A 16821-nucleotide genomic window follows, 5' to 3' on the forward strand; every position below is an offset into this window, starting at 1 on the left:
CAATCCTCGAATTTTGGATTAGGGTACTAATACTACATCTTCATATATAGCTGCGATCGCACACCGAAAATCAACGCTAGTTAAATGTACTTCTTGCTCTTTTTCATAAGGGTAAAGTACCCAATGTCCTTCTTCATTGCGACGGAAGCATTCGACACTCATTCGATCTGGTGAAATTAGCACATATTCTTGTAGTGATTCTAAGTGTCGGTAACTAGCGAATTTCTTGCCTCTGTCATAGCCTTCTGTTGACTCAGAAAGCACTTCGATAATTAAGCAAGGATGGGACTTAAAATATTCAGATTCTTTATCTCGTATATCACAAGTCACCATCACATCAGGATAGAAATAGCGATTTATCACATCAATTTCTGCTTTCATATCTAACATGTAGACACGGCAACCACTACCCCGCAGATGGTTTCGCAGCAGTATAAACAAATTCCCTACTACTGTGACATGAGCATCACTTGCCCCTGCCATTGCGTAGACTTGCCCATCAATATACTCGTGTTTGATTTCACTAAATTTCTCGCCTTCTAGATATTCTTCTGGGGAGATATAGTACTCACTTTGGCTAACGACCATTTTAGTACCTTAATAATTTTACCAAACATTGTAACCCATAGAACCAATTTAATGGGCGACAGCGCCACCAGTGGGCTTCACTTTTTTAAAGAATAAAACGGCAAGACCACTGAGTAGCAAAGCAATGCCAATAAAGTAAAAACAATCGTTAAAAGCCATTACATAAGCTTCCCGACGGACTATATTAGATATGGCTGCGATCGCCTGATTTTGTGCTGTACTTAAATCTGCTCCCTTACTGACAAAATACTGCGTCATTTGGTCAATTCTCTGTTGAGTTTCTGGGTTATATAAAGATACTGTATCACCCAATCTATTCGAGTGAAATTGTTCTCTGTTTGCTAATAAAGTTGCTAAAGAAGCAATTCCGATAGAACCGCCCATATTCCGCATCATATTAAATAAACCACTTGCCGAACCTGCTTCTTTCGGACTTAATCCAGCAGTGGCAATAGAAGTCAGAGGCACCATAATTAGGGGTTGTCCCATTGCACGCACAAATTGCGACCACCGTAACTGATCTAATCCTGTTTGATTAGTCATTCCAGAGTTCATAAATGCACTGATGGAAAACAAAGTCACACCAACAGCGACCATTAACCGCACATCAATGCGTTGCATCAATTTGGGGATGAGGGGAATAATAAATAGTTGAGGAATACCAGCCCAAATCAATACTTCACCAATTTGTAGCGCATTGTATTTTTGAATTTGGGCAAGATACAACGGTAAAATATAAATTGAACCATACAACCCTACCCCCAACGACACATTGACAATACTGGCTAAACCGAAGTTACGTCTAGACAAAAGCCGTAGATTAATAAATGGTTGCTTTCGAGTTAATTCTATAAAGAAAAATATCGCCAGAAAAATTACTGCAATCACACTTAATCGTACAATCAAAGCTGAACCAAACCAATCTTTGCGGCTACCTTCTTCTAAAACAACTTGCAGGGAACCTAACCCAATAGCCATCGCAATAATTCCCCACCAATCACCTTGTTTCAGTAAATTCATTTGGGGTTTTTCTTGCTTAATTCCATACCAAACACCAGCTAGCATTAATGCCCCAGGAATTACATTTATATAAAAGTTGTATTCCCAACCAAAGTTTTCTGTTAACCAACCTCCTAAAGTTGGGCCAATTGAAGGTGCAAAAACTGCACTAAACCCAAATGCAGCCAGCCCAACAGATTGCTTAGATTGCGGTAAAGTCGTTAAGACAACTGTCATAGCAGTAGGAATTAATACTCCTCCGCTAAAACCTTGTAAGGCGCGAAAGAAAATCATGGAATTGAGATTCCACGACCAAGCACAGCATATAGAAAATAAAATAAATAGTGCGGTATTTACTAGCAAATAACGCCGTAGAGAAAACACCCGTGATAACCATCCTGTTAGAGGAATTACCACAATTTCTGCTACGAGATACGCCGTAGAAATCCAAGAACCTTCTTCTAGGGTTGCTCCTAAACTTGCTTGAATATCTTGCAGTGAAGCATTAGTTATTTGAATATCCAATACCGCCATAAATGCACCAAGCATACTGGCTAATACACCAATCCAAGTTCTTAAGGGGACACGTTCTGGTGGTGCTTGCTGATCAATTACGCCTGTATTAGCCATAGGGTTTTTCCTGTTTCAATATTAAGTAGCAAAAAATATTTTCTGAAATCTTATCTTTCTCTCTGAACAGTAAAATTACAGCATTTTTCAGTTATTTAGACCACAACTTAGACGGAAAGTAGAGAGTGCTGTAGTTCAATTATTGAACATTATATAATAGCAGTCCTAAATCATTTGCAAAGGTTTTACCCCACCCTAACCCTCCCCTTATAAAGGGGAGGGAACTAGATTTATCTTCTTGTTTCCCCCCTTTATAAGGCAATACGCTTGGGTTAAGGCTAAAACTCTGTTATCCAAGTCAATTTTTTAACGAACCGCCAAGACGCAGAGGACGCAGAGAGAAGAAAGAGAAGGAAAAAATTGCTTAATTGAACTGTATTGCTTTATAAGGGGGGTAATTCGAGTTTTGTGTACACCATAGCCTCGCTTTTCGGGAGGGGGTGGGGTTCTTTTATTATGAGTAATTTAGTGGACATGATATTACTTGACTTCCACCGCAACTTCCGCAGACATCCCCGGAGTAATCCGCGATTCGTATCCTTGAATGCTCTTTTGGTCAAAAACTACTTTTACTGGGATGCGTTGCACAACTTTGGTAAAGTTACCTGTAGCGTTATCCGGTGGTAATAAGGCAAACTGAGCGCCGGAAGCTGGGGAAATACTGTCAACACGACCAACAAAGGTGTGATGAGGGAAACTATCGAGCTTAATTTCTACTGGCTCTCCTGGGCGCATCTTTTCTAATTGAGTTTCTTTGAAGTTCGCAATTACCCAATACTGGTTATCCACGATCGCCATTAATGGTGTTCCCGATTGGACTCTATTGCCAACTTCGGCGTTTTTCCTACCTACTCGTCCGGCACTGGGGGCGGTAACGTTGGCGTAAGATAGTTGCAATTGTGCATCTTTTAGCGATGCTTCCGATTGCGCGATCGCTGCTTTTGCCGCTTCGTATTGGCTACGTTTTACTGTGGTATCTTGTCCGCCTGCGGTAGCTTGTTGCAATCCTCCCCTAGATGCTGCCAATTTAGCTTGGGCGTTGACTACATTTTCTTGCGCCTGTGCTAGTTGAGACTGGGCTTGGGCGACACCAACTCTCGCAGACGCTAACTTAGCTTGGGCTTGTTCTACTCCCTGAATAGCGGCGTTTTTCTGTGCCGTAGCCACATCATAAGCTGCCTTGGCTGTATCTAACTGCTGACGAGCGATCGCACCTGATTTATACAACTGGTTGTAGCGATTGTAATCTGCTTGGGCTTTTTCCAAGTTCGCATTTGTTTGCGCTACCTGCGCTTGGGCGGCGGGAATCCCTGCTTCGGCTAGTCTAACTTGGGCTTGCGCTGCTGGTATCCCAGCTTGGGCTTCTTGGACTGCTGCTTGGGCTGTGGAAATTGCTGCTACCGCACCGCTAACATCTCCCTGCGCTTGAGTTGTCTTACCAGTGGTAGTTTCTGAACTTAGAGCAATATTTGCTTGGGCGGCTTGCGCCTGTCCACGAGCATTTTCTAGGGCTGCTGCTGCTTGTTGTACCTTGCTTTCATAGTCCCGTGGATCTAACTTCACTAACAATTGTCCCGGTTGCACCAGTTGGTTATCATTCACAAGTACTTCACTTATAGTTCCGGGAATGCGGCTACTAACTTGGTGAATGTTTCCAGCAACAGTGGCGTTGTCGGTTTCTTGGTGGGTGGAGGCGTATTGCCAATAGTTATAACCAAAACCACCTGCGGCGATCGCACTCACACCTAATGCTGCCAATATTAAACCAGTCGGTCTTTTGCGCTTCGGTGGAACTTCTTTTTCTTTCTCTATCTCAGGTGTTACAACAGTTGCTTCTGCTGTCACAGTTTCTAAAGTCTCGGAATCAGGAATCAATTGTTTTCCGATAAATGGGGTTTTGTTTTGGTTGTGTCCGTTAAAAGTATTACTGGTCATGATTCTTAACTCTTTGTTCGTTCAATAATTTGATTGATAGTCTTTTATTTAGAATGCGTAGTATTTTCTGAAAAAAATTCTTATTTCCTTAGTATGCGTATTATTATCTCAAAACAATTCTTTACAGCACCTCCCCCGGCCGGGTGATTATGGCATTATCTTTAGGAGAGGTTAGCGATCGCCCGATTCAAGATTTGGGAAAATATTTCTCGGTCAGCAAAGGAAATACCGTCCATCGCTTCATCACGCACGGCTGCGGCGATTGGGGGTAAAACAGTTTCTAATTCCCTACCTGCATCCGTGAGCCAGATTCGCCAAATGCGGCGATCGTGAATGTCGCGTTCTCGACGCACCAAGCCGCGTTCTTCCATCCGATCTAGTACGCCTGTTAAAGTCCCCCCCACTTGTTTGAGTTTGTCCCCAATACTAGAAGTAGGTAAACCATCTTCTTGCCACAAACAGCACAACACCAGCCAGTGAAATGGCGTAAGTCCAAAGGGTTCTAGCCTATCTGTAAACTTGCGTCCGAGTAGTTGTGAGACTAATTTGATTCTGTAACCCAAATTGTATGGTGCCAGATTTTGCTGCCACGAATCTAAAGCTGGGGAATGATTAGATGTAGAAACCATTTAGCAAAATACTTAGTATGCGTACTATTATTATAACTAGACTAGTCTTTTTTAGCAATAGTTGCTTGGCATCTGTCTTAGGGAAGAACTTGAATCAACTGGTACTCTTTAACAGTGCCGATAATGCGGTGAGGTCGAGATAATTTAGGGGACTGATCAGCATAGATCCAAGCATAGCTCAAAGGTGGTATTTGGGAAATAGAGGCTACTTGTTGGGCATGAGTAGAAAGATAGAACTCAAACATTACTTGGGTTTTCTGGTCTATTTGCACATAGTAGGTAGGATGAGATTGGAGAATTGAGGCGATCGCGCTTTGTTGTAAAAAACTTCTTAAAACAGGGTTATAGTCACTTAATAGACCTATGCTACCAGTCGTCGCCAAAGCCAGCCAACAGGGAATTAACCAACCTGCAATCCAATAACGGGCTGTGAGAAACTTTTTGCCAAAGTGGTAACGACTAATCCACACCACAGGTAAAATTAACCAACCCAAGCCCAAAACTAAGGCAATAGTTGCATAGTTGCGGATATCAGAACTACCCCAACGAAGAACACCAATACTCGTTATTACAAGTAAAACACCGAACCCACCAAAGCCATAACTGATATTTCGAGGAAGATTCTTCTTTGCAAAAAGGCTTAATATATTTATTTTACCTTTTTGAAGAGGTAATTGGGGGGAAATTCCTGTCTGGTAAATACTACCTAACCAGTTTAAACCCACAGATGCAAACAAAGCTATAAATGGATAAAGGCAAAGACTATAGTGAGGGAGACGAGTGCTAAAAAGACTAAGTTCACAAAATAGGACAATTGGAAAGCCAACTAATATTAACTGATAACGAGCAATCGGACGACGGACAGTCAAAAACAAACCTAAAAGTCCAAAAAAAGCCCAAGGAAATGCTTTTAAAAGAATATTCCATAAATAAAACAGCCGATCATTTCTATAATTATTTTCAGAACCTAGTTGCACAACAAACTTGAGCAACTCGTCAAAACTTTGATTTCCGTAGTGCAGCCAGCTTAACCACAGCCAAATGCAGGTAGGGATTAAACCGACAAAAAAGCCTAAATACAAAAATGGGTTAGTAAGATGATGATGACGGCGATGTTCCCAAATTAAATAAGGGAGTAAAGCTACGATTGGCAAAAAAATCATAAAGCTTCTGACTAAGAAGCCTAAACCTAAACTTAAACCAGCTATAAAACTCCAAAAATAGCGATATTTAGGATGTAATTCCGTTTTGATTAAAGACCAAATAGCTAAAAGTACCAAGAAAATCATCGGCAGATCAGGTGTACTTAAGCGAGAGTATTGCAGCCAGAGAAATTCCACACTTAAAATTGCAGCAGCAAGCCAAGCTAATTTTTTGCCTAGCATAATTTTGCCGATTTCATACACCAGCCATAAGCTAAAAATGCTAGCAATCATACTAGGAATACGCGCACTAGTATCACTCATCCCAAACAGCTTGTAGAAACTGGCAATTATCCAATAAGGGCCAGGGGTTTTATGATGTGCTGTTTCCCAAGGAGTTATCCAATTACCAGAATCAAACATTAGACGGGCACGCGATGCGTAAAGTGCTTCATCATGTGCCATCAGGCTATTGTGCCCAGAAGTAAATAATAATAAGGGCAGTATCCAAACTAACAAACTTAAATAGGGTAATAATGCTACTAAGCGGAGTCGTCTAATATACTGCAAGAATTGTAGTTTATATAACATTGAATTGATAAAAATTGAATGCTGCTATTTAGACTCGTTTATGTGCCCTACTGTTATTAAAATATGTTACATAGTGTTTGTTAAAAAATATCTGAAATTGCAGTAATTTTCGGAAAAAGCCCTCTAAAGCAGAGATTTATGCAGTTAAAACCGAATCAACGCCTGAAATTAGACGACACAGACGATAAGCTGTTCTATGCTTATCCCCGCTTTGTTACCCATGTCGATGAAGGATTTATTCAACAGCTAACAGATTTATATCGCGATCGCCTCAAACCCAACACCCGCATTTTTGATATGATGAGCAGCTGGGTGTCTCATCTACCAGAAGAAATGCAGTTTGCCCATGTGGAAGGACACGGACTCAACGGTGAGGAACTAGCACGAAATCCCCGTTTAAATCATTACTTTGTGCAAAATCTTAACGAAAATCCGCAGCTACCTTTACCAGATGAAGATTTTGATGCTGTTCTCAATTGCGTATCTGTGCAGTATGTGCAATATCCAGAAGCAGTATTTTCTGAAATTTACCGCATCTTGAAACCCGGTGGTGTCGCAATTATCAGCTTTTCCAACCGGATGTTTTTTGAAAAAGCGATTCAAGCTTGGCGAGAAGCTTCAGAAGCACAGCGAGTGGAATTAGTCAAAGAGTATTTCGCCTCAGTTCCAGGATTTACAACCGCAGAAGTTATAGCTAATAAATCAACATTACCGAATTTTTTACAGTGGTTGGGTGCAGCTGGAGGAGATCCGTTTTATGCCGTTATAGCTTACCGTAGTTAAGTCAAATATTCACTAGGGGACTTCCAAATAAAAAAATATACAACTATTTCTTGGAAGTCCCTAGTACAATGTCTAAGCTAGTGCAAGAGGGTTTGTAGTAAGCACAAAGCGTGCTTAGAAAATAAGGACTAAAGTCCTTACTACGAACTTACTTACCTGCTCAAAATTAAAATACTTTTGTATATAGATAATTTGTGTAGATGAATTATTGGCTAATGAAATCAGAACCAGAAGCCTATAGCATTGCTGACCTTCAACAGCAGAACGAGACTATCTGGGACGGTGTTCGCAATTATCAAGCTCGCAACTTTTTGCGCCAAATGCATGAAGGAGACTTAGCTTTTTTCTATCACTCCAGCACTAATCCTCCCGGTATTGCTGGGTTAATGCGTGTAGTAAAAAAAGATATTGTTGACCCGACCCAGTTTGAGCCAGAAAGTAAATACTACGACCCGAAATCGAGTTCCGAATCCCCTCGGTGGCAAACAGTTGTAGTGAAATTTGTTGAGGCTTTTTCTAACCCCATCTTGCTATCAATACTTAAAGAAGAGTTTAGCGCCGAAGAGTTAATGTTGGTCAGACAAGGAAATCGGTTATCAGTGATGCCCGTCCCTGAAGCAGTAGCTTTGAAGATTCTGGCGATGAAAACCTTCTAGTTTAAAATTACACTAGGTCTAGGTAAATAAAAGTGCGTCAAAGTTGAGATGCTCACGCCTACATTAGGATTTACGCATAAAGATTCTCTGGGAAAATTGGGTGTGAACTTTACTATTAACGCTGCCAATCATATATTAATCGTCCATGACGATCACGCACAAGTTCCCATTCTCCATGACGATATGGTTGTCCGTGATAACGTACAGAGCGATAGCGTCGTCTGTAATAATGTCGTCGATTCTGCTGGCGTTGATAATTATATTGCCCAGTCCGTTGGCGTCTATGATAACGTCGTCGAGTCCGTCGATGAGCTAACAAAAGCTCTTCACTTTGCTCTCCAACTAATTTTATCTGGGCGTCAAGACTTGGTTCATTGAGAACATTATTTAGAGTATTATCCTTGGCTTCAGCCAAAGTAGGTGGATAAATGAAGGCTAATAGCAGGAACACAATTGAGGATAGCTTTTTGAAACGGTTCACGTCTTTGCTTTTCCTAGAGTATTGGTAATAATTTTATTTAATACTTAAGTTGAGCAATTATATAGTTCAGAATTCACAAACTTTAGTAAGGCAAAAGTAACGAAATTTACTTATATAGCAGTCCGCTTTGATTTTTGAAATTATTTGTGTAGAGAGGGAGTGGGGAGTGGGAGCATCCCACTTTTTCAAAATCTAACAATCTTCCGTCATTGCGAACGCGAGTGCGTCTCGTAGAGAGGAGGAACGACGAAGCAATCGCAATGGCTGGGATTGCTTCGTTCCTCGCAATGACTTGTTTTATTTTATTATTTCATCGAATAATAAAAACTGGGATGCACCCGTTTCGGAGTCTCCGGCTCCGCTCCTGAATTCTGCTTTTTGAATTCTTCTTCAATAGTAAATAAATAAGATGCGTTTCCCCTAGTATTGGAAGTGGTTGCATCCATAGAAAAATCAATTTTGATTCCTCTCAATTGTTATTTGCCAAGTGTTTAATGTGGTTCCTACAGTTTTATCAAGGTTTGTCAAAGCATTGAGATATTCAATAGTTGCATTAAGTTCTGCATTTCTTGCCTCTACCAAACTATTTTCTAGACTGACAATCTCGAAGACTCCAGATCCCCTGCCTAATCTCTGTTTTTCTCTTTCTATCTCTAGTTGTCGTTCAGAAGACTCCCTGGCTTGCCCTGCAAGTTCGACCTGCTTAAAACTCAAATTAACATCTCTAATTCCGTCTGTTACCTGAATATCTAAACTTTCACGCTGCTCGTTCAAATTGTTTTCTGTTTGCAGTAGGTTGACTCGACTGCGCTGAAATGTTTGTTCGACTGTCAGATCGCCTAATGTTTTGCTAAAAATTAGCCCGGCTCTAACGTCTGGTGTTGCATTGTTTCCTGCATTGTCATAACTGATATTTAAACCTAAGTCCCAACGTCTGTTATTTTCTGCCTCTAACAGGTTAAGTTTAGCTATATCTTGGTTTAACTGTGCCTGCAAATATTCCGGCTGATTTAAGAGCGCTAATTGCTTTATTTTGTTTTGGTCTAAAGTAACGGGTGACGCCTTGGGAACTTCTGCTGCCACAATATTAGTATTTTGATCGATATCGAGAACCTGAAGTAAAGCTAACTTTGTTGACTGAAGACTATTTTGAGCAGCCACCAAGCTGACTTGTCGGTTAGCGATCGCTGTCTGGCTTTGGATAATTTCAACTGGTGCTAACCTACCCGCAGCAATCAGAGCTTGGTTAATTTCCAGAATTTCTTGAGCGCTTTTCAGAGAAAGCTGTTCGATTTTCAATTGTTCCTGAGCGCGGAGTAAATTTCGGTATGCCAAAATAGCATCCGTAATAGTATTGGTCAATGTCGATTTTAAACCCAGGACATTGCTTTTTTCTGTGAGTCGAGCAGTCTTAATTGAAGCTCTGTTTACATCGACTCCAGCTCCTCTCAATAGAGGTTGGTTAAAACTTATCTTTGGCGTTAGAGCGTTACCTGCGAAGCCAAAACTCAGTTCTCCCCCGGTGGGAATCTTCATTTTTGCCTCAAGACCGGCTTCATTAGTAGTTGTGGTTGCACTAGACTCGGATGATGCTACCGACATTGAAAGGGAGGGTGTAAAATCAGGAGCAAATTTATCTTCTGCCACTGCCAGGTCTTGTCTTTGAGCTATCCTTTCGAGATATGAGTTTTTAATCGTTCTATTGTTTTGCAAAGCCAAAACGACAATATCAGAAAGCTTCAGTGCAACTGTACCAGCATTCTGTAATGATTCCTGTTGATTTTGTTTGAGACTATTTTCAGCCTTTTTTTCGACTTTTGGAAATTGATTCTGAGAAATTAGCGCTGCTGCTTGGGTTTGCTCTCCTTGCGTATCAGTGGTTAACTGAAAGTTGATCGGTGATTCTTCTTTGGAGACGCTTTGAGATGGCGCTCTAACCAAGTCCGGCGGCGGCTGCTTATCATTTATTAAGTTGAAGGTTAAGAGCGATCGCCGAAGGCGGGTCTTCGACCATCGCGTCTGGTTGTTAAGAAGCTGCTGGTTATTTTGATTCTGAGGTTGCAAATTAGCTACAAGTGTGTTGTGCATTTTTGAAGCGTCAAGTGTAGGTTTTGCGCTGTTTGTTGGCTGTTGGCGTTCTTGGTCTGTTGGATGCGATCGCGTTTTCCTGTCGTTACTAATTGGCTGATTGCCTTCGCTAACGATTGGCGGTTTGACTGCTGTCTCAACGCCAACAGCAGGTGTGAATATCTTCGGGGACTTAAAAATCTGGGTGAGAATACGAGTTGTACCCAGAATAACAGTTGAAACAACGACCGCATTAAGTAAGAATAAGTTGAGCGATCGCAAAGATAGATAAAGTTGGTTTTGAGGTTGAGAATCTTGGTTAGGTAGCTTCTGCATGATGAGATTAATTTAGTAGATTGTTCTGCTCGCCTAATTTAGATTGAGATTGATTTTTGGCGTTGTTTAGATAAAGCGATCGCACGTTGCCTTCATGACTCACACCTCGCCTTTATCTCCTCTCCTTATGCTCATAGAGGAATGCCGTAGGCGTGGTGAGGTAATTGAGCCGTAACTCGCTATCAAATCTTTAGACACCGCCGCCACTGTCAGGTTGGCGTTGTCAGATTTGTAAGTTGCATCGGGTAGTAGTTTACGTTTAGTAAAACCCATTGCTGCTGTCTGAATACTAGTCTTGATTTTACCCTAAACTGCTTACTTTACTTTTTGTGTAACTTTCGGAAACAAAAGTGCTTTAGTTTTGAGCGCAAAAGATTATAGAATTATTAACAACCAAGTTTTAAGGAAAGCAGGAAGCCGGAGGAATTTTATACCATTTCTCCAAATATTTCCCAAATATGATACCCCCAGTCCCTCTTTTTTAAAGGTCTGGGGGAATTCTGATATGTTGCAATCTTATAAAAACTTATTATTACTATTCAGCATTAAAACTGCTTTTGGACGTTTCAAAAGTTAACACAATAAAAACATAATTACTATAGTTATGTTTTAAAAACAAGCTGTATTGCCTTGATTTTCTATATTGATTGATATAAAAATTGAATTAAGTAGATTAAGCATTGACGGCTTAGTTTTACTTAAGAAAACTAGGTGAAAAAACTATAACTAAACCTACAGAAGATCATGTCAATCGCAAATACAAGTCAATCAAAGAGGCTGATAACGCTGATTCCTGCTGTTCTTTTTGCTGTTGCATCGTGGCCAAATAATGCACAAGCTGCAACGGCGCCATCTTGTGTTAACCTTACACAGTCGAAACAGGTAATATCACGGGCTCCTGATAAAATAGTAGCCACAGCTACGAATCGTTGCAGTGGAACACAACGTTTTCGTATGATATGGGCTTTTGCAGCAGATGGTTCTTGCCGAAGCATTCCGCCTGGTGGTTCGTTCACAGAGACACGGGGAATCGGGTTCCCTCCCGCACCTAAAGTGAGCGAATTGCGAAAATGCTGATGAGGTTTATAAAAATCTAGGCGTTGGTGAATTGTAATTGGAAGCATAAGCTTTCGCTAGCGGAAAAGTTATGCTTCCAATTACAGAGGACATCTATCTGCCCCAGCTTCTATGCTTCCTCCAGCACTCGGCACAGCACCGCCATTATTTTGTTATTAGTACTAGGAGAATAACGCTATAGCGTTAATTGTTGGGTTTCGTTTCTCAAACGCCACTTGCTTCTCCCAAGGGGAGACGCAGCGCGAACAAGCCGGGGAACCCGTCCAACGCAGTGGCTCCCCAACCTACGCAGTTAAGGTTTTTATGGCTAACTGAACTGTGAGCAAACCCCAAACTTTTGTCAGAGTTTGGATTTACTTTCTTTTTTGAAATTCCTGCACCAAAAATAGGCAAGTAATACCACCAGGCTAAAAAAACAACTGCTGGTAGTTATATTTTCCTATTGTCCTTTGTGAGTTAAAATACAAAGGTAATTCATAGCAATTAATACCTTCGCCAATTTAAGAGTATTGGCCTAGATAAAACCTAAGATTTTACACGCTTGTTTTTGCCTTATAGCGAAAACAAGCGTATAAAATCCTATGTGGTTCTTGTAGAAGGAATTTATAGTATCGTGTCTGTTTGGACTAGGGCTTTACGTTTTGCCTAACAGTTAACCACGCTCTTATCTTGGGCTATTTCGGCAAAAGCTAGACTACCTCTATTTTTTGGGAAGGCATTGATGGCAATAAAACTCAATTTATCAAAGGAGAATACTCATGTCTTATCTCACAAAGCTAAGTCAGTCACCACGTTTAATGACTCTTGCAGTTTGTAGTGCGATGTTGGCTACAGTTCCTATTGATGCTGCTTTTGCAGGGCCATCCTCTCCTAGTACTTATCAAAATTCTTGTCGGAACATTGGTGTTACTGGAGCCACCCTAACAGCAAACTGTCGTAGAAGAAATGGCACATTCAACCGAACATCAATTCTGATTAGAGGAATTGACAATATTAATGGAAATTTGAGGTATGGTAGTAGTCCCACAGCCGCTAGTAGTTATGCAGCTTCTTGTCAGAACATTCGTGTTTCTGGAGCTACTCTAAGAGCAAATTGTCGTACAAGAAATGGCAGATTAAACTCAACATCAATTCTGATTCGGGGAATCGACAATATTAATGGAAACTTGAGGTATTCATAGGTAGTAAGTAGGATGCAATTAGAGGCAGTTTTGCTGCCCGAACCTTTTGAGTAAGGGAACTCAAAAAAATAAATTATTCCACATTCAAGTCGTTGACTGTTGACTGTTGACTGTTGACTGAAAACTCGTGAACCGTCAACGGTCAATAGTGAACAATAGCAATGGAATATTTTTTTACTTGGAAGTCCCTAAATGAACTACCCCACCTGAATTTTAAAATCAGGTGGGGTAATTCACGTGCGGCAAACACTACGTGCTACGCAAAGCTGTAACAGGATTTAGCTGGCTAGCTCGTAAAGCCGGGAGAAAACCAGCGCCCACCCCCACCAGCAGCGCCGATCCTAAAGACAAAGCGGCTGTACTGCTTTCAAATTGGTACGGCAAATCAAAAGTACCGACAACCACCAACGTCAACCCATGCACTGTCATCAGCGCCACAGTTCCCCCTAACAAACTCAAAACCGCCGCTTCGAGAATGAACTGCAACATGATGTCCTGCTTTGTTGCCCCGATCGCTAGCTTCAGACCAATTTCGGCAGTCCGCTCCGCTACGGTGGCGATGGTAATATTGGCAATGCCGACACCACCCACCAATAGAGAGATTACTCCCACTGCTGCCAGTGCCATTGAAACGGATTCAAGAGTTTTTTGTTGCTCCAGGATGTCTTCAACATTGTTAGCAACATAAAATTTTTGACTTGGAAAGCGCTGCTCCAACAGTTTTCTTGTCTGTTCTTCCAAGTTTTTCAGGTCTTCGAGTTTGTGGGGGCGCATCCAAATAGTTCCAATATCCTGGCTACCCATTAAAGCGTTGAAAAGCGACATCGGTATCAGTAGCTCACCTTCAGGCGTCTCGTTGTTACCGGGATTAGTGTTTACCACCCCCACGACGATATAGGGTCTGCGATCGGCATAAATGCGCTTACCCGTTGGCTTTTGACCTTTGAAAAGTTTGTCCGCCAGAAATTGATCAATTACCACCACAGGTCGATAGCTGGCAAAATCTGCTTTTGTGAAGAAGCGTCCCTTGACTAATTGCTTACCGGATGTGAGCAAGAAGTTTTGGGAAACACCCAACATCAAAGGATTCTTTGCTTCCTGATCTTGAAAAAATGTTTGAGAAGAAGTTGGGGAACTGGAGGCACTGATTGCTTGCAAGCCCAAGAGCCGTTTTTGCAAGAATTTCATGTCTTCTAGCCGAAGAAGTTGGGACTCTGGGAATATTATGACCTGAGGGGCATCTCGCTCTGCCATTTGACGGGCAATCACTGCCCTACTGATGCTGCCGACCTGAAGCGTCGCTGTTACCGCAGCTACACCCATAAAAACGCCCAAGGTGGTTAGGGTGGAACGCAGAGCATTGCCACTCAGAGAGCGGCAAGTAAGAGCTAGTAGGTCAAAAGATTTGAGACTCATTGCTATTCGCTTTTAGTTTCAGTCGAATTGTCTTCGGGAACGCTTGGCGTTCCTGGTTCCGATTTAGAATCAGCTGCGGGCAGCACCACTTGATCGCCAGGGCGCAGACCAGAAGTTACCTCCACATTAGTCAACCCCTCTAGCCCTAAAGTGATGTTTTTTTTCTGAGCCTTACCTTGTTTATCCCGCACCAATACATAGGGCTTTTCTTCAGAGCGGACGATCGCTTCCGTGTCCAAAACCACCACATTCTGCCGTTGTTGTAAAATAATCTCGACATTTACCTGGCTGCCTGGAATCAGCTTGCCAGAAGGGGTATTAAGTCGCACTTTTGCAGATACCGTTGCTTGCCCCGATTGTTGGTTACTGCTTTGGCTCTCGTTCCCAGAAGAAGTGGTTGCTATAGGAGACAAGCTCTGCACCCTTCCCTGAAATGACTGAGCATTAGGGCCGATAACGCTGATGCGGGCTAATTGGTTGACTCGGACTTTAGCCGCATTTAGGGTGGAAAGCTGGAGCGACACCAGTTCTTGGGTGGGGTCGCCCAAGGTGAGCATATCAGTACGCACCTGAACTCCTTCCCCATCCTTAACTTTGATGTCGAGAACTTTACCATTAATAGGCGCAGTCAAGAGATTATTCTGGAGTTGCTGCTGGATTTTTTGAAGTTCAAGCTGAAGGCGCTGGAGTTCACGGATATCAGTGTTGACAGCTAACTGAGCCTCCCGCAACGCAGATTGAGCCTCCATAATTTTGTTCTGCGTTTGCTGTTGGGTATTTTGTAGCTCTATCTGAAGGTTCTGAAGTTCGATGATATCGGTGTTAACGGTTAACTGAGCCTGCCCTGCGGCAGATTTGGCGCGGCGAACCTGTTCCTCCTGTGTGCGAAGTTCATTTTTGGCAATGAAGCCCCTTTTATCGAGAGCCTCAAGCTCCTGGAGTTTCCTTTCCTCGGCTTTTAGGTCTTCCTCAGCTTCGACAAATTTTTGGCGATTACTTTCTAGGGTAAGTTCCTGTTTTTGAATCTGGAATTGCTTATTTGTCTGGCTTTCCCGTTTAGCTGCTTTTAGCTTTTCGTCGGCTTCAACAACTTTCTGGCGGTTACTTGCCAGAGTAAGTTGCTGTTTTTCAATCTGCAACTGCTGGTTGCTGAGGATAGTTTGTCGGTCGGGGTTACGCAGAATAATCAGTGGCTGACCAGATTTTACCCGATCGCCAAGCCGTACTAGCACGCGATCGACTGCGCCTTCTGCTGGAGATTTAAGAGTCTGTTGACCACGCAGTTCAAGGATGCCACTCTCATTGATTGAGGTTTCAATGTTGCCGCGTTCTACGGTGACAACAGGCTGCTGTGCCAACTCTGCTGGTCGATTTTGATGGACATAAACTAGCCAGCCCCCGGCGCTAACCGAAGCCAAAACTCCTGACCAGGCTAACCATTTAACTCCTGTGTTAAATTTATTTTTACCCTGTTTCATAAGCGCAGCGCCCGCCGTTTTTGAGGTCATACAATCCCTTGCGGCTGAATCAAATAGTTGAAATGGCGTTGTCTAACTTTACCACCCGGCAGGACTTGCTTGTATCAGCGATCAAAATTAGTATACTGCTTAACTCCACTTCAATATTCTGAAATTAAATCTAGTAATTCAAGGTTTTTAAACTTCTTTTTTATGCATAATTCAAGGATTTATGTTTTTATTACTATTCCGACTCATGCAATGTGAAGCTGAGGTTATAAACACTGGTGAAATTCCTCTCCGTCCACTGGGAAAAACAGGGGGTAAAGTGTCAGCGATCGCACTTGGAGGTGCAACTTTAGGGCAAGCAAAGAGCAAGGAAGAAGCAATTCGCATCACCCACGAAGCTATTGACAATGGCATCACTTTCATGGATAACGCTTGGGAGTATAACCAGCATCGGAGTGAAGAGTGGATGGGAGAGGCGTTGCAAGGGCGACGAGACAAGGCTTTTTTGATGACGAAGGTTTGCAAAATTTAGCATAGGCGTAGCCCGTCGTAGACATCGCCCGTGGTTTTCAACCGATGCAGGCAAAAGAAATGCAAGCGTTGCGCGATCGTTGCGTCCAATATGCAACTGATGGGCGTTTTGAACTCTTCAAAACCTCCATGAAATTTGATGGCGATGAAGGCAGAATCCAGCATGGTTTTCCACCTCAAAGCCAAGTGCAAACGTGAGACTGGGGACTGATGACGGATGACGGATGACGGATGACGGATGACGGATGACGGATGACGGATGACGGATGACGGATGACGGATGACGGATGATGGATGACGGATGACTGATGAC

The 16821-nt window shown here is 42.3% G+C and carries 16 protein-coding genes; 5 read left to right on the forward strand and 11 right to left on the reverse strand.

Annotated elements, in window-relative coordinates; translation table 11 throughout:
• Positions 1-18: 18 nt before the first annotated feature.
• From D1367_RS10240 to D1367_RS10260, 5 genes are all read right to left on the reverse strand, one after another.
• Positions 19-588: a Uma2 family endonuclease gene (locus D1367_RS10240; protein ID WP_118166371.1), complete on the reverse strand. Its 570-nt coding sequence runs from the start codon at positions 586-588 to the stop codon at positions 19-21.
• Positions 589-636: 48 nt separating this feature from the next.
• Positions 637-2217, reverse strand: coding sequence for a DHA2 family efflux MFS transporter permease subunit (locus D1367_RS10245; protein ID WP_118166372.1), 1581 nt, complete (start codon positions 2215-2217; stop codon positions 637-639).
• 480 nt (positions 2218-2697) lie between these two features.
• Entirely contained in the window at positions 2698-4152 is a 1455-nt protein-coding gene (locus D1367_RS10250) for an HlyD family secretion protein (RefSeq protein WP_118166373.1), read from the reverse strand.
• A 161-nt stretch (positions 4153-4313) separates the two neighbouring features.
• A complete protein-coding gene (locus tag D1367_RS10255) occupies positions 4314-4781 on the reverse strand; it encodes a MarR family winged helix-turn-helix transcriptional regulator (RefSeq protein WP_118166374.1) in 468 nt (155 codons plus the stop codon).
• A 77-nt stretch (positions 4782-4858) separates the two neighbouring features.
• Positions 4859-6514 carry an ArnT family glycosyltransferase gene (locus tag D1367_RS10260; RefSeq protein ID WP_118166375.1) on the reverse strand — a complete coding sequence of 552 codons (1656 nt, stop codon included), beginning with the start codon at positions 6512-6514 and terminating at the stop codon, positions 4859-4861.
• Between the two features lie 138 nt (positions 6515-6652).
• Between D1367_RS10260 and D1367_RS10265 the strand changes: the two genes are divergently transcribed.
• On the forward strand, positions 6653-7297 hold the full coding sequence (locus D1367_RS10265; RefSeq protein ID WP_118166376.1) for a class I SAM-dependent methyltransferase: 645 nt from the start codon (positions 6653-6655) through the stop codon (positions 7295-7297).
• 200 nt (positions 7298-7497) lie between these two features.
• The gene (locus D1367_RS10270) at positions 7498-7953 is read left to right on the forward strand and encodes an EVE domain-containing protein (protein ID WP_118166377.1); all 456 of its coding nucleotides are present in this window, start codon (positions 7498-7500) and stop codon (positions 7951-7953) included.
• A gap of 115 nt (positions 7954-8068) precedes the next feature.
• Here D1367_RS10270 and D1367_RS30075 read toward each other — a convergent pair whose 3' ends face one another.
• From D1367_RS30075 to D1367_RS10285, 4 genes are all read right to left on the reverse strand, one after another.
• Positions 8069-8434, reverse strand: coding sequence for a hypothetical protein (locus tag D1367_RS30075; RefSeq protein WP_147337349.1), 366 nt, complete (start codon positions 8432-8434; stop codon positions 8069-8071).
• Between the two features lie 453 nt (positions 8435-8887).
• Positions 8888-10837 (reverse strand): TolC family protein, encoded by a 1950-nt coding sequence (locus D1367_RS10280; RefSeq protein WP_118166379.1) that lies wholly within the window; start codon positions 10835-10837, stop codon positions 8888-8890.
• A gap of 99 nt (positions 10838-10936) precedes the next feature.
• Positions 10937-11110 (reverse strand): hypothetical protein, encoded by a 174-nt coding sequence (locus D1367_RS30690; RefSeq protein WP_181985133.1) that lies wholly within the window; start codon positions 11108-11110, stop codon positions 10937-10939.
• A 491-nt stretch (positions 11111-11601) separates the two neighbouring features.
• The gene (locus tag D1367_RS10285; RefSeq protein WP_118166380.1) at positions 11602-11961 is read right to left on the reverse strand and encodes a hypothetical protein; all 360 of its coding nucleotides are present in this window, start codon (positions 11959-11961) and stop codon (positions 11602-11604) included.
• Positions 11962-12672: 711 nt separating this feature from the next.
• On the opposite strand from D1367_RS10285, the gene D1367_RS10290 reads away from it, so the two are divergent.
• A complete protein-coding gene (locus D1367_RS10290; RefSeq protein ID WP_118166381.1) occupies positions 12673-13095 on the forward strand; it encodes a mannose-binding lectin in 423 nt (140 codons plus the stop codon).
• A 249-nt stretch (positions 13096-13344) separates the two neighbouring features.
• On the opposite strand, the gene D1367_RS10295 is transcribed toward D1367_RS10290, so the two are convergent.
• Both D1367_RS10295 and D1367_RS10300 read right to left on the reverse strand, forming a co-directional pair.
• The gene (locus tag D1367_RS10295; RefSeq protein ID WP_118166382.1) at positions 13345-14511 is read right to left on the reverse strand and encodes an ABC transporter permease; all 1167 of its coding nucleotides are present in this window, start codon (positions 14509-14511) and stop codon (positions 13345-13347) included.
• Between the two features lie 2 nt (positions 14512-14513).
• Positions 14514-15989, reverse strand: a complete 1476-nt coding sequence (locus D1367_RS10300) for an efflux RND transporter periplasmic adaptor subunit (protein ID WP_220451029.1) — start codon at positions 15987-15989, stop codon at positions 14514-14516.
• Between the two features lie 211 nt (positions 15990-16200).
• Between D1367_RS10300 and D1367_RS31755 the strand changes: the two genes are divergently transcribed.
• Positions 16201-16509, forward strand: a complete 309-nt coding sequence (locus D1367_RS31755) for an aldo/keto reductase (RefSeq protein WP_220451030.1) — start codon at positions 16201-16203, stop codon at positions 16507-16509.
• Positions 16510-16553: 44 nt separating this feature from the next.
• Positions 16554-16706, forward strand: a complete 153-nt coding sequence (locus D1367_RS31760) for a hypothetical protein (RefSeq protein ID WP_220451031.1) — start codon at positions 16554-16556, stop codon at positions 16704-16706.
• Positions 16707-16821 lie beyond the last annotated feature (115 nt).

Origin of the sequence: Nostoc sphaeroides, assembly GCF_003443655.1 — a bacterium.
Lineage (GTDB): Bacteria > Cyanobacteriota > Cyanobacteriia > Cyanobacteriales > Nostocaceae > Nostoc > Nostoc sphaeroides.